The 13,328-nt window shown below is 46.9% G+C and carries 13 protein-coding genes; 9 read left to right on the forward strand and 4 right to left on the reverse strand.

Going from position 1 to position 13,328, the window contains the following annotated elements; all coding sequences use genetic code 11:
* Window positions 1-108: 108 nt before the first annotated feature.
* The 4 genes from MHB46_RS22140 (at window position 109) to MHB46_RS22155 (ending at window position 5,501) form a co-directional block, all read left to right on the forward strand.
* Window positions 109-1,242, forward strand: a complete 1,134-nt coding sequence (locus MHB46_RS22140) for a glycerol dehydrogenase (protein ID WP_341163433.1) — start codon at window positions 109-111, stop codon at window positions 1,240-1,242.
* A gap of 1 nt (window position 1,243) precedes the next feature.
* Window positions 1,244-3,004, forward strand: coding sequence for a dihydroxyacetone kinase subunit DhaK (gene dhaK, locus MHB46_RS22145; protein WP_341163434.1), 1,761 nt, complete (start codon window positions 1,244-1,246; stop codon window positions 3,002-3,004).
* Between the two features lie 225 nt (window positions 3,005-3,229).
* Window positions 3,230-3,481: a hypothetical protein gene (locus tag MHB46_RS22150; RefSeq protein ID WP_025723818.1), complete on the forward strand. Its 252-nt coding sequence runs from the start codon at window positions 3,230-3,232 to the stop codon at window positions 3,479-3,481.
* Between the two features lie 406 nt (window positions 3,482-3,887).
* Entirely contained in the window at window positions 3,888-5,501 is a 1,614-nt protein-coding gene (locus tag MHB46_RS22155) for a cellulase family glycosylhydrolase (protein WP_341163435.1), read from the forward strand.
* A gap of 322 nt (window positions 5,502-5,823) precedes the next feature.
* On the opposite strand, the gene MHB46_RS22160 is transcribed toward MHB46_RS22155, so the two are convergent.
* A complete protein-coding gene (locus MHB46_RS22160; protein WP_341163436.1) occupies window positions 5,824-6,828 on the reverse strand; it encodes an LLM class flavin-dependent oxidoreductase in 1,005 nt (334 codons plus the stop codon).
* Between the two features lie 152 nt (window positions 6,829-6,980).
* Between MHB46_RS22160 and MHB46_RS22165 the strand changes: the two genes are divergently transcribed.
* Window positions 6,981-7,304, forward strand: a complete 324-nt coding sequence (locus tag MHB46_RS22165; RefSeq protein WP_250260713.1) for a DUF3817 domain-containing protein — start codon at window positions 6,981-6,983, stop codon at window positions 7,302-7,304.
* A 128-nt stretch (window positions 7,305-7,432) separates the two neighbouring features.
* Here the strand turns inward: MHB46_RS22165 and MHB46_RS22170 are convergent, their stop codons facing one another.
* Both MHB46_RS22170 and MHB46_RS22175 read right to left on the reverse strand, forming a co-directional pair.
* The gene (locus MHB46_RS22170) at window positions 7,433-8,383 is read right to left on the reverse strand and encodes an acetylxylan esterase (protein ID WP_190297773.1); all 951 of its coding nucleotides are present in this window, start codon (window positions 8,381-8,383) and stop codon (window positions 7,433-7,435) included.
* Window positions 8,384-8,419: 36 nt separating this feature from the next.
* Window positions 8,420-8,683, reverse strand: coding sequence for a YkgJ family cysteine cluster protein (locus tag MHB46_RS22175; protein ID WP_013311446.1), 264 nt, complete (start codon window positions 8,681-8,683; stop codon window positions 8,420-8,422).
* A gap of 296 nt (window positions 8,684-8,979) precedes the next feature.
* On the opposite strand from MHB46_RS22175, the gene MHB46_RS22180 reads away from it, so the two are divergent.
* Window positions 8,980-9,237 (forward strand): GlsB/YeaQ/YmgE family stress response membrane protein, encoded by a 258-nt coding sequence (locus MHB46_RS22180; RefSeq protein ID WP_023989828.1) that lies wholly within the window; start codon window positions 8,980-8,982, stop codon window positions 9,235-9,237.
* Between the two features lie 128 nt (window positions 9,238-9,365).
* On the opposite strand, the gene MHB46_RS22185 is transcribed toward MHB46_RS22180, so the two are convergent.
* Complete coding sequence (locus MHB46_RS22185) at window positions 9,366-10,667, reverse strand: MFS transporter (RefSeq protein ID WP_341163437.1); 1,302 nt, start codon at window positions 10,665-10,667, stop codon at window positions 9,366-9,368.
* A 278-nt stretch (window positions 10,668-10,945) separates the two neighbouring features.
* Here MHB46_RS22185 and MHB46_RS22190 point away from each other — a divergent pair, with 278 nt between their 5' ends.
* The 3 genes from MHB46_RS22190 (at window position 10,946) to MHB46_RS22200 (ending at window position 13,306) form a co-directional block, all read left to right on the forward strand.
* Window positions 10,946-11,797, forward strand: a complete 852-nt coding sequence (locus tag MHB46_RS22190; protein ID WP_043882305.1) for an amino acid ABC transporter substrate-binding protein — start codon at window positions 10,946-10,948, stop codon at window positions 11,795-11,797.
* 73 nt (window positions 11,798-11,870) lie between these two features.
* Window positions 11,871-12,539 (forward strand): amino acid ABC transporter permease, encoded by a 669-nt coding sequence (locus tag MHB46_RS22195; protein WP_023989825.1) that lies wholly within the window; start codon window positions 11,871-11,873, stop codon window positions 12,537-12,539.
* A gap of 14 nt (window positions 12,540-12,553) precedes the next feature.
* On the forward strand, window positions 12,554-13,306 hold the full coding sequence (locus tag MHB46_RS22200; RefSeq protein WP_341163438.1) for an amino acid ABC transporter ATP-binding protein: 753 nt from the start codon (window positions 12,554-12,556) through the stop codon (window positions 13,304-13,306).
* Window positions 13,307-13,328: the final 22 nt, after the last annotated feature.

Genomic DNA, 13,328 nt, shown 5'->3' on the forward strand with positions numbered 1-13,328 from the left:
GATTGTAGATTATAATATATTCCTTGATTCCTCCAATGTAAAGTTTACATGGTTCGGTTATAGTTTTAATCAGAACGAAGCCAACACAATCATAAGGAGGAATTATAGATGAGAAAAGCTTTTATCAGCCCAAGCAAATATGTACAAGGTGAAAACGAATTGTTGAATTTGGGTTACTATGTGAGCACTTTCGGCAAATCCGCTTTACTGATTGCGCATCCTGATGATGTGGCGCGGGTAAAAGATAAGCTTGATTCCACTTTGGGTAAATATAACGTAACCTTTATTGAAAGCGGTTTTATGGGTGAGTGTTCCAGACAGGAAGTGTCTAGACTTCAGGAAATTGCTACTGCGAATGGATGCGATTGTATCGTAGGTCTCGGCGGTGGGAAAGCGATCGACGCGGCGAAATGCGTGGCTCAAGGGGAAGCGCTAATCATCTGTCCGACGATTGCTGCGACGGATGCACCGACAAGTCACTCGGCCGTTCTTTACACCCCAGAAGGCGCTTTCGACGATTACGCCTATTTTAAGCAAAGTCCGAGTGTCGTATTAGTCGACACCACCGTAATTGCTAATGCACCAACCCGATTCCTTGTATCAGGTATGGGTGATGCACTGTCGACTTACTTTGAAGCCCGTGCGACCTCCCGTTCTTACTCTAGGGTCAATGCCGGACTGCCTAACGGAGTGCGCGAAGGACAGTGTGCGCCAGCAGTAGGTACAAATTCGGCGATTGCACTTGCGACGCTATGCTATGAAATGCTGTTGAAAGACGGTGCCAAAGCAAAAGCGGCATGTGATGAAAACCAAGTTACGCAAGCACTCGAAAATATCATTGAAACTAATATTTTACTCTCAGGCCTCGGCTTCGAAAGCGGCGGACTTGCGGCGGCCCATGCAATTCATGATGGACTCACGATTTTGGAAGGCACACATCATTATTATCATGGAGAGAAAGTTGCATTCGGCACGATCGCACAGCTGGTGCTCGAAAACGCACCGACGGAAGAATTACATCAGGTCCTTGATTTCTGTTTAGCCGTCGGTTTACCGGTCTGCTTGGCTGATATCGGCGTCGATCATATCAGCCAGGAAGAACTCATGGAAGTAGCTGCAAAGGCATGCATTCTGGAGGAATCGATTCATTCCATGCCGTTTCCGGTCACAGTGGAGCAGGTTGCAGCGGCAATCGCTGCGGCCGACCGTATCGGGAGCCAGTACAAAGCGGAGGTAAAGTAGCATGAAAAAGGTCATCAACCGTGCGGAAAATTTGGTCCTTGAGATGTGCAGTGGTATTGCGCTTGCTCATCCCGAATTGGAATTTCTGCCAAAATACAAAGTGCTCAAGAAAAAGGAATTGAACGCGGAGAAAGTAACGCTCATCAGCGGCGGTGGTAGCGGGCATGAGCCCGCCCACGCCGGCTTCGTTGGCAAAGGGATGCTCGATGCCGCGGTCTGCGGTGATGTCTTCGCCTCTCCCTCACAGATTCAAGTATATCAGGCCATCCGAGCGACAACCGGGAAAAAAGGTGCGCTGCTGATTATTAAAAATTACAGCGGCGATATTATGAACTTTAGAAACGGCGCCCATTTGGCCACTGAAGACGGTCTGGAAGTGGACTATGTAAAGGTTGAGGACGACATCGCTGTAGAAGACAGCCTATATACAGTCGGACGGCGCGGGGTGGCGGGAACGGTACTCGTCCATAAGATCGCGGGTGCAGCGGCGGAAGAGGGCCGGAGTCTGGCGGAAGTTAAAGCAGTGGCCGAGAAAGCCGCTGCGAATGTACGCAGTATCGGATTCGCATTGACTTCGTGTACCGTGCCGGCGAAGGGCACGCCAACATTAGAGCTCGGGCATGATGAAATCGAGTACGGCGTCGGCATTCACGGCGAGCCTGGGACCAGCCGCGAGAAGCTGACGGATGCGGATACGCTGGCAGGCAGAATGGTAACCGATCTCCTTAGAGACATGCAGATCGAAACTGGCTTCAGCGGAGAAATCGCCCTGTTGATCAATGGTTTCGGCGGTACGCCTCTGCAAGAACTGTACCTTTTCAACCATTCGGTCACTCGCGAACTAGCAGCGAAGGGGATCACGATCGATCGCACTTTTGTCAACAATTATATGACGAGTATCGATATGGCAGGTATCTCGGTTTCCATCATGAAGCTGGACAACGAACTGAAAACGCTCCTCTCCTATGAAAGCAACGCACCTGCGTTCAAGGTGGCTGGACCTGTTGATCATGTCGTATTCACGGATATTTCAACTGTAGCAGACGAAAATCGGCAAGTATCCTTTGAGGTAGAAACGGACCCTGCCTTCGCGGTTATTAAGAACAACAAAGTTACGTTGAACAATCTTATCTACCTAGTCGATAAGATGAGTGAGGTTATCATCAAGAATGAGGTATCTTTCTGCGATCTTGACTCTCATGCAGGCGACGGAGACTTTGGCATGAGCGTTGCTAAGGGATTTCGTCAGCTGAAACGGGAATGGAGAGACATCCTGAATCAAGATTCTTTGACGATGGGAGCCTTTCTTCATTCATGCTCGCTCGTCATCATGGAGTACTGCGGTGGCGCTTCGGGTCCGATCTGGGGCTCAGCATTTCGGGCAGCGGCACGATCTGCGGGCGAACGAACCGAACTCACCGTTTCTGAATTCGCGGATATGATGCAGGATGCGGTGCAAGGCATACAATCGACAGGCGAACGTTCTTTCGGCAGAGGAGCCGCCCTTGGCGATAAAACGCTTATAGATGCATTAGTGCCATGTGCGGATAGCTGGGTGGAGAGCGCGAAATTAGATTTTGACGTGAAGACAGCCTTTATAAGAGGTACTCAAGCCGCTGTATCAGGGGCCAAAAAGACGGAAGACATCGTGGCGCGCATGGGCCGTGCTGGAACGGTAGGAGAGAGAAGCCTTGGTTATCCAGACGCGGGGGCTTATGCGCTTGGAGTGATTTTTACGGAGCTTGCTGCATGTTTGAACTAATTCTATAAATCCAAAATTACTGGCGCGAACACTTCGTTTAGATATCCTTCCTGCCTGTAACACTCGCTAATTCTTAAAAATTCAAGGTTTGTTCATTGCAATTGATGTGCATTAGGTTTATAATTTCAGACGGATTCAAAGGGCTTATCCCGGAATCCATGGGAGTTCATCCCATCTGAGCTAGCTTACTGCATGCTCAAATATGAATTAAGCGAGGGATTTACAATGAAAACCTGCTGCACCATCCAAGTTGACGAAGACAGTTTAGTTATTGATTTGCCAGAAGAAGGAACCACGCTAGAGTCCCTGCTCGGTGATATTGAGAGCTGTGGAGGTAGTGAAGAGCCTTGGCTGCAACTTATTGACAAGGTAATAGGTAACTCATCTGAGACTGTACTGACAGATCAAGCGACGGATGGCGGCGATATGAAGGAAGATCAGACGACCAAAGAACCTCAAGCAACTGCTCAGGGGTAATAGGGAGATCCTACGTTAAGACGAAATTTGTAACATTATTCGATCACATATAAGATCATTTATAAGACTGCTATACCGAGCCAAGGCATCGGGAAGCAGTCTTTTTTTATTAAACAACTAAAATTATCCAAATTTCGCAATTGGTAAATGAGTCTTTTGTCCCTTTAGTACTCTATAGTAGCCAACTAAGCAGAACACATCCCAAAACCGTGACTTCCTGTTCATTTTCTATCATAAAGTCGAAATGTAACATGAAACTAACTATAATAGTAGTATCATCCATATACAGGTAAGTGACATCGATGTTTGGACCTGATCCTCTTGTTGTATGAAGGAGGGGGCGAAAGAGCGGAGAACAACGTACTGATAAGTCTCATCTACTTTATAAAAAGGAAGGAATGTGTAAATGATGAATGGGCAATGGGTCCTGCCAAGGATCGCAAAAAGAGTAGCGGTGATGCTAACAGCAGTATTGCTATTAACGTTAACGAACGGATTCAACTGGAATACGCAAACAGCAGAGGCTGCCGGGACGACCCCTGTGGAACGTTACGGACAACTTTCGGTAAAGAATGGTAAACTGGTGGATAAAAACGGTAAACCTGTACAACTCAAAGGTATTAGCTCTCACGGTGTCCAATGGTTTGGGGATCTGGTAAATCAGGACTCTATGAAATGGCTACGGGACGATTGGGGCATTTCCGTATTCCGGGTTGCACTGTACACTGAAGAAAATGGTTATATTGCCAACCCTTCTTTGAAAAATAAAGTGAAGGAAGCGATTGAGGCAGCACAGAAACTGGGCTTGTACGTCATTATTGACTGGCACATTCTTTCAGATGGCGATCCGAACATTCATAAAAATGAAGCCAAAGCTTTCTTTAATGAATTTTCGACTCAGTACGGCCATTTGCCTAACGTAATCTATGAACTTGCCAATGAGCCAAATGGGAATGTGAACTGGAACAATCAAATCCGACCTTATGCGTCTGAGGTATCTCAGGTTATTCGAGCTAAGGACCCGGACAATATTATTATTGTAGGAACAGGCACATGGAGTCAGGATGTACATGATGCAGCAGACCATCCACTTCCAGACAAGAATACAATGTATACCGTACATTTCTATGCGGGTACGCATGGACAGTACTTGCGCGATCGGGTCGATTATGCGCTGAACAAAGGCGTGGGCATATTTGCTACCGAGTGGGGTACAAGCGATGCTTCGGGTAACGGTGGTCCGTTCCTGAATGAATCCAAAATATGGACTGATTTTCTTGCAAGCCGTGGAATCAGCTGGACTAACTGGTCGCTGGCAGATAAAAATGAGACCTCTGCTGCGCTGTTGCCTGGTGCTGACCGTAAAGGCGGATGGCCTGATTCACAATTATCCGCTTCTGGCAAATTCGTAAAACAGGCGATTCTGGAAGGCTCCAGCAACAATGGTGGAGGCGGAAATAACAGTGGGGATAACGGTGGAGATGGCAACACTGGCGGTAATAACGGTGGTGGCAACAACGGCGGCGATAACGGCAACGGAGGAAGTACACCAGGCAGTAACGATCAAGGAATTGTGCTTCAGTATCGCAGCGGTGACACAAATGTCAAGGATAACGCAATCCGTCCTGAATTTAATATCAAAAACACAGGAAAAGCAGCTGTGAAGTTGAGTGATCTAAAAATTCGCTACTATTACACAGATGAAAGCAAACAAGCTCAGCAGTTTTTTGTAGACTGGGCCAGGATTGGCAATGAAAAGGTAAAAGCAACATTTGTAACATTGCCAAATCCAAAGGCCAAGGCTGATAAATATGTGGAGATTTCTTTTACAGATGGAGCGGGAACGATTCAGCCCGGCGGGGAAAGTGGAGAAATTCAACCCCGTATTCATGCTGCAAATTGGAGCAATTTTGATGAGACCAACGATTACTCCTATGGTGCTACCCAAACAGTATTCGCAGACTGGGACCATGGCACTGTATATCAGCAGGGTAAGCTGGTTTGGGGGATAGAGCCTTAGAATTTAATCGTTACTAACTTTATCGGAACGAGTAAAGATATGGGACTTTTGGGTGGAAGATTTCCCAGGTTTGGAGTATAGAATATGCGCCTTTGGTATATGAGGACTGGAACTTTAGAAGGTAACGACTAACACTTTAGTTTCGGTATATATACTACCAAAGTACCAGATGATGTTCGACTTTTGTGGTGCTTGAATTACTTCCATAGTGCAGAGTGGGTGGTTCCAATGAACCCCTCTCATACGACAAACCCCCGCTGTTGCCATTATAGGCAGGCGGGGGTTTTTATGTTTCTGAAGCTCAGCCTCCGTTCAACTGTGTCTATACCAAATCAAAAGCTTTGGCCAGCAGACGGTAGGACTGAACACGTTTATCAAAGTCATGTATGGATGAAACGATCAGCAACTCATCGGTACGATACTGCTCAGCCAGTCTTAGCAGCTGTTCCTTACACTGTTCAGGGGTACCAACAACACGCCATGCTGCGGATTGACGCAGCCGCTCACGATCCAACTCCGTGTACGGATAGGACATTGCTGTTTTCACTGACGGAAGAGAACTCATTTCTTTACCTTGCATGAGCAAAAGGAAATACAAACTAGCACTGGACGCCAGTTGCTCAGCTTCCTCTTCGGTTTCCGCGCAGGCCACCGTAACTGCCGCCATGGAATGGGGCTTATCACCCAGGATCGAAGGCTGGAATTGCTCGTGGTAACGTGCGGTAGCTTCTACACCACCTGGAGTCCCGAAAAATTGGGCAAAGGCATAGGAGGCACCCATCATCGCAGCCAATCTAGCGCTTTCTCCACTGGAGCCGAGCAACCATAATTCAGGAACGGTCGATATCATCGGGGAGGCATGAAGACCGGCAAATCGATGATTGTCAGGCACCGAATCATGGAAGTAATCGATTAAATCGAGAATCTGCTGTGGATATTGTTCGACAGATTGATACTTGCCTTCCTGCAGGGCACGAGTAGCCAGGGGTAAACCACCGGGAGCACGTCCTATTCCCAGGTCGATGCGTCCTGGATGGAGCGCCTCCAGCAAGCGGAAGTTTTCGGCGACTTTATACGCGCTGTAGTGTGGCAGCATAATACCGCCTGAACCCACACGAATGCGTGATGTGTGAGCAGCCAAATGCGCAATCAGCACCTCAGGGCTGGAGTGCGCTAGTGTTTTGGACGCATGATGTTCGGATACCCAATAACGGCTATATCCCAGTTGCTCAGCTTCACGCGCTAAATCTGTTGTATTGGATAATGCATCCTGAGCAGTACCGCCTTCAGGAATATGAGACTGGTCCAGTATACCCAGTTTAAGCATTTATAATCACCTCTTACACAACTGTATCAGACACAACTCATTAGGTCAAAACTCAAAAATGGATAGGTTGGAGTTTGGGGATCTTTTCGTTATAATAAAGGATGTGTAAAGGATGAGAGAACATCCTTGCTTATGGAGAGGGGATTAAATTTGTGTTAAGAACACCTTTGGGGCGTGTCCGACTCATGCTCTGGATTCAAGCTATAGCTTATTTGGCGATACTATTCACCCACCAGCCCCTGCAAGCCGCGGGCATGACCCAGGCGGTTATGGTGATTGGTAACATATACCGAGTGAGCTTTTTGTTGCTCCTCGTTGCTTTAATCTATGGAAAAACAGCATTGCAATGGTCTATACGGCGGCCTCTTTTTATTATGTTTGCCTCCTTCATCCCGTTTGGTCTGATGATTATGGATTTTGTTTGGGTGCGAAAATGGACAGGGGATTCGGCAGCAGAACAGCGGGCTGCATCGTAATCTTAGAAGATTTTTTCGTGTGAAGTGTCGAGGAGTTTGTCTATCGTAAGCGGGACTGGCCCCGATGCAGTAGAAAAGAACATTACGCAGTTTGATGCGTGGTGTTCTTTTTTTGTGCACCGGAGGAATTATGAAAAATGCTGAACTAAAAATTCTGCCGTTTTGCGTCTTTGAAAGCCTTCAACCCAATGTCCGGTAAACGGATAAATTTCAATCGTTTTCGGTGATTCAATACGGTTATAAGCGGCGAAAATCGTCTCTGGCATACACACCGTATCCTTGAACCCTACCGATACCATGATCGGGGTACGAATGCGATGAGCCAGATTCATCACGTCAAAATAACTTAATGTATGTAGTACCTGCTCCAAATGCTCCGGAAATCGGTTGGCGAATTCAGCTGCTTCCGTCAGTGAACTGGTAGAATTCATCATACCAAAATCCATATGACACATATTGGGGATATCCGCTACCGTAATGGCAGCTTTATCGCTGAGCGCAGCCACCATTAATGAAAGTCCGCCGCCCTGACTGGCGCCACTGATTGCGATTTTAGCCGAATCGACATCCGACTGCTCCGCTACCCAATCTACGGCTCTAAGGGCATCGGTTGTAATCGTTTTGTAGTAGCAGGTATCCTTGTCCAATATTCCTTTCGTTACCCAGCCTTTAACCGTACCATGAGGATCACCCAGACGGTCTCCCGTTTCTCCTCCCTGACCACGTACATCTACGGCCAATACAGCAAAGCCAAGCATGAGCCAAGAGGAATAATCTTCAGGATAGCCTTTTCCGCCTGTATAGCCATGAAACAGAACGATACACGGCAGCTTTTGATCTCCGGCAAATCGGGGGCGTACATACCAGGCATGCAGAGGCGTATCATCGACACCCTCAAAAGTAACCCGGTAGGCAAGGATATGAGGATATGGTGTTTCTACGGGAGCTTTGAACGCACGTACAGGTTTGGTGTGGACTTCTTCCAATGTTTTGGCCCAGAATAAATCGATATCCTTCGGTGCGGTAAGATCGGGCCGATATTGCTTCAATTCGGCAATTCTTTTTTCAATAACATTCATAATTAAAATTCTCCTTCATATAGAATGAACTTCTCCTTAAGCTTTACCCGGTAAAGTTGACTCCTCCAGCTCTCTCAGCAGTTCAAATGCTCTTTCATTAGTGCTTCCACACGTATCCTCATCAGCATGGAATCCACTGCATACAACTGGGCGCTCAGGTTTGCCAAACAATCGGCAACGGTAATCGGAAGTGAGCTGAGGGCAAGGAACACCAGCTGGTTTTCCATCTGGCATGCCGGGAATAGGGGAAGAAATCGTAATGGCAATACAGCACGCGGCACATCCTACTCGACACTCCAGTTGGGGTCACTCCTTAAAATCTGTTATTTTTGTAACTTATGCATGAAGTGATATTAATGAAGCCATAATGTGAGGATGGCACAAAAAAAGCAGGAATACAAGGATAAACGCATATTAGACACACTTTTCACACAAGGGGTATAAATAGTCGTAGAGGCACGTAAGATGGTATCAAGTCCCTAAATTAGTGTTCCGTTCTGTGGTAATATTAACCAATTGTCTTTTGTGTGTTCAAAAGGAGTTCGAGTGGTTAATAATAGAACACAACGATAAAAACTTAAACGAGGTGACGCAAAATGAGTTGGTTATGGGCATTGATTGTTGGTGGTATTATTGGTTGGTTGGCAGGAATTATTGCAGGTCGTGATGTCCCGGGTGGCGTGATCGGTAACATCATTGCTGGTTTTATCGGCGCATGGTTGGGTAGCTTGATTCTGGGAAACTGGGGTCCTGAGATCGGATCGTTCTACATCGTTCCTGCATTAATTGGTGCGATTGTGCTGGTCGTGATTGTAAGCTTGATCTTCCGTTCCGTTGGACGGAGTAGAGGCTAACTTTACGAATCATTGAATAGACTAGCCCTATGGGGCGCAAGGCTAAAATGGAAAAGAAGCTGCTTCCGCAAGGTTCGAAAATGAACCTGTGGGAGCAGCTTTTTTTGAGGGGAAATTACGAATTTTTCCTATTGAAACCGCCTGATATGCGGAACACTTAGGACGCCAAGTACGATACACATGCCGATGGTTGCAAACATGCCAATTGTGATCATACCACCAAGCTTGTCCGCCACAGCACCTACTGCCAGATAACCGACAGGGAGCAGGGCAAAGGAAAACATTAGATCCAGACTAGCTACACGTCCAAAGGACTCGGCTGGGACTAATTCCTGAAGGCTTGTCTCCCAGATAATCGCAAATATCATAATGCCAAATCCTTCGAGCATCATGCTCATAATCAGTCCTGGCATCCAGGTGACTACAGACAACAGTAGTAAAGCAAGACCGCTGACAAAAGCTCCTAAGTAAGCGAGTAGACCGCGATGCTTCCAATGCTTGCGTGATCCATACACAAAGGCCCCCAGCATAGCGCCAATGCCGCTACTTGCCATCGCAATGCCGTATACGACTGGACTGTAGCCATGATGAACCTTGAACAGCCACGGAATGAGTACAGCGATAATGCCTGAATAACAAATATTAATGAAGGAAAAGGCAAGAATCGTAATCCATAGCCAAGGATGGCTTTTGAGAATGGTAAAGCCTGCGATAAAATCCTTGAGAAAATGCTGTCCACCCTGATCTTGCTGTTCTGGATCTACCTGACCTTTGCCGATGATGGAGGCCAAATGAGCGCTCAGCATCCAAAAACAGGCGAAAGATATGAGATAAGCGATAGAATCCAGTCCAAAGCCGATGCCCGGTGAGGAAAAAGATACAATGAAGCCTCCTAACGGAGGGCCAAGTAGACGGACGGCTTGTATACTGATCTGACTAAGCGCGTTGGCTGCATTACGTATGTCCGGTGTGAACACCTGTGCACGTAAGGCAGAATAAGCAGGATTAAAGATACCGTCCATCAATCCGTACAACGCTAGGCCAACGAATAGTAGCGGCAATTTCATCCCGCCTGTAAACATCAGCACCGCCGCAATGAACATCAGTCCAAACCGGGCGATATTCGTAAACAGAAGGAGACGGATTCGGTCAATTCTGTCCACGATCATGCCTGCGAAAGGCAGAATAAGTACGTTAGGCAGCATATAAACAGTCATCGCCAGTCCCATGATAGTAGTTGAGCCTGTTAGGGAATAGATAACCAGTGGCAAAATGACTGTGGTGACTGAGCTCCCCAACATTGCGATCCAATGTCCAAGCCACAACAAGGTGAACGCTTTGGATTGTTTTAAAGGTGAAGTGAAGGTAGCCCAGGCCGAGTGACTTCCTTCAGGTGATGTAGAGGATAAGGTTGAATTTTGGGTATCCATGATCACACTCCGGTATATTTCTAAACTGCATATTAAAACCTATTATACGAAATCTCTAACGTAAGGGTACAGAAAAAGTTGCTGTGAGGGGAGTTGTAATGAATAGCCTGCCAATGAAAGAGTCAACCTAGAATAACTTTAGGCTGCAAAGATATATAGCTTACCTTTTGCATAGGGATTATTGGATAAAAGCATTGACGCGTGAAAATGAATGATGTACTATTCAATGACCAGCCGCGTGCTAGGTTATCAAGAAAAAGGGAAAGAGTGTGGATACCATGAAAAAATTTAGTTTTTTGCCGATTGTACTCATCGTGATGGCATTGCTGGTTTCGGCCTGCGGTAACAACGATAAAGGCGCCAGTACCAATAATGCATCTACCGGAGATAACGGATCTAATAATGGAAAAGCAGATACTACTGCTACAGCTACTCTTGAATCTGTAAAAGCAAGCGGCAAGCTGAGAATTGGCACGGAAGGCACCTATGCTCCGTTTACCTACCATGATGCTGCAGGGAAACTGACAGGCTTCGATGTCGATATTGCGACTGAAGTGAGCAAACGCCTGGGTGTACAACCGGAGTTTATCGAGACGCAATGGGACGGCATATTCGCAGGGTTGAACTCCAAGCGGTTTGACACGGTGTTCAATGAAGTATCCATTACAGATGAGCGCAAGCAAAAATATGATTTTTCTGATCCGTACATTGTTTCCAAGGCAGTTCTGATCGTAAGCGAAGACAATACAGACATCCAGAAATTTGCTGATCTAAAAGGGAAAAAGGCTGGGCAATCCCTGACCAGTAACCTGACTCAAATCGCGAAAAGCAACGGAGCAGAAATTGTGGCAACAGAGGGATTCAACCAAGCCATTGACCTCCTGACTTCCAAGCGGGTGGATGCGACCGTCAATGATGGATTATCCTATCTTGATCTGAAAAAGCAAAAGCCTGACGCACCAATTAAAAAGGTGGACGAATCTTCAGATGCTTCACACAGCGCAGCTGTATTCAATAAGGGCAGCGAAGATTTGATCAAGGAAGTAAACAAAGCGCTGGCTGATATGAAGGCTGACGGTACGTACCTGAAAATTTCCGAAAAATATTTTGGAGCCGACGTATCCAAATAATAAATGAAGACCCAACGTTCGCCAAGTCGAACCGAATCTTCTCAAACCTATCTTTTCAAAGGATGTCTGTACAATGGATGATCGCCAAATACAAATCATTATCGATTCATTATTGCCTCTGCTAAAAGCAGGGGTTTCTTTTACGATTCCGCTCACGCTTATCTCCTTTGCTCTTGGACTCGTGCTGGCGCTGATTACAGCGTTGGCCCGGCTGTCCAAATGGAGAATACTCAAGCTGATTTTCGGCTTCTATGTATGGGTGATTCGAGGAACTCCTTTGCTGGTGCAATTGTATATTATTTTCTATGGTTTACCTTCCGTAGGTATTACACTGGACCCGTTTATTGCTTCAGTGATCGGCTTTACCCTCAGCGTAGGGGCTTATAGCTCTGAAATTATGCGTGCGGCTATCATATCCATTCAGGAAGGCCAATGGGAGGCGGGGTACTCCTTGGGGATGACGCGCTGGCAAGTATTGCGTCGTATCGTGCTTCCGCAAGCATCCCGTGTGTCCGTACCTCCGTTGGCTAATTCATTCATCAGCTTGGTGAAGGATACCTCACTGGCTGCGACCATCACCTATGTGGAAATGTTCAGAACGGCTAACCAGATTGTAGCTACCACATACGAACCGCTATTGGTGTATACCGAGGCGGGAGTTATTTACCTGCTGTTTAGCACCATTTTGACTGTGCTGCAAAATTACCTGGAGAAGCGACTAGGCCGTTTTTCCGTCAGATAAAGGAGATTGTACCGGTGATCCAAATTCGGAATATACACAAATCGTTCGGCTCGCTGGAAGTGCTTAAGGGTGTTGACGTGACGTTGGGTAAGGGGAAAGTGCTTGTTATCATCGGTCCTTCCGGTTCTGGTAAAACAACGCTTTTACGCTGCTTGAATTTGCTGGAGGTTCCTGACCAAGGAGAGATCCAAGTAGGGGATATTGCACTGAATTTTGCGAAAGGAACGAAGCTCCGGCAAGAAAACATTTTGGCGCTGCGCAAGCGGACAGGGATGGTATTTCAATCCTACAACCTCTTCCCGCATATGACAGCCGTACAAAATGTGATGGAGGGACAAGTCACGGTTCAGAAAAAGAGCAAGGACGAGGCGCGCAAACGTGCATTGGAATTGCTAAAAAAAGTGGGGTTGGCTGATAAAGCGGAATCCTATCCGCATCAGTTATCGGGAGGACAGCAGCAACGGGTCGGTATTGCCCGGGCAATGGCGGTCGAACCTGAGGTACTATTGTTCGACGAACCGACTTCTGCGCTTGATCCTGAGTTAGTAGGCGAGGTGCTCAAGGTCATAAAGCAACTGGCTGTTGAAGGGATGACCATGGTTATTGTCACCCATGAAATGAAATTTGCAGCCGAGGTGGCGGACCATGTGATTTTGATGGATCAGGGTGTAATCGTTGAGCAGGGTACGCCGCATGAGGTTTTGGAGCAGCCGACCAGCTCGCGGGCTATTCAGTTTTTGAATCGTCTAAGCGGGGAAGCAGAATAAAGGGAATCTGAGTGTTTGTTAA

The sequence above is a fragment of the Paenibacillus sp. FSL H7-0703 genome (assembly GCF_038003485.1).
GTDB lineage: Bacteria > Bacillota > Bacilli > Paenibacillales > Paenibacillaceae > Paenibacillus > Paenibacillus polymyxa_B.

What these genes read in the sequence shown, in the direction of transcription:
- MHB46_RS22140 (WP_341163433.1), top strand. Translation starts at nt 109, where the DNA reads ATGAGAAAAGCTTTTATCAGCCCAAGCAAATATGTACAAGGTGAAAAC.
- dhaK (WP_341163434.1), top strand. Translation starts at nt 1,244, where the DNA reads ATGAAAAAGGTCATCAACCGTGCGGAAAATTTGGTCCTTGAGATGTGC.
- MHB46_RS22150 (WP_025723818.1), top strand. Translation starts at nt 3,230, where the DNA reads ATGAAAACCTGCTGCACCATCCAAGTTGACGAAGACAGTTTAGTTATT.
- MHB46_RS22155 (WP_341163435.1), top strand. Translation starts at nt 3,888, where the DNA reads ATGATGAATGGGCAATGGGTCCTGCCAAGGATCGCAAAAAGAGTAGCG.
- MHB46_RS22160 (WP_341163436.1), bottom strand. Translation starts at nt 6,828, where the DNA reads ATGCTTAAACTGGGTATACTGGACCAGTCTCATATTCCTGAAGGCGGT.
- MHB46_RS22170 (WP_190297773.1), bottom strand. Translation starts at nt 8,383, where the DNA reads ATGAATGTTATTGAAAAAAGAATTGCCGAATTGAAGCAATATCGGCCC.
- MHB46_RS22180 (WP_023989828.1), top strand. Translation starts at nt 8,980, where the DNA reads ATGAGTTGGTTATGGGCATTGATTGTTGGTGGTATTATTGGTTGGTTG.
- MHB46_RS22185 (WP_341163437.1), bottom strand. Translation starts at nt 10,667, where the DNA reads ATGGATACCCAAAATTCAACCTTATCCTCTACATCACCTGAAGGAAGT.
- MHB46_RS22190 (WP_043882305.1), top strand. Translation starts at nt 10,946, where the DNA reads ATGAAAAAATTTAGTTTTTTGCCGATTGTACTCATCGTGATGGCATTG.
- MHB46_RS22195 (WP_023989825.1), top strand. Translation starts at nt 11,871, where the DNA reads ATGGATGATCGCCAAATACAAATCATTATCGATTCATTATTGCCTCTG.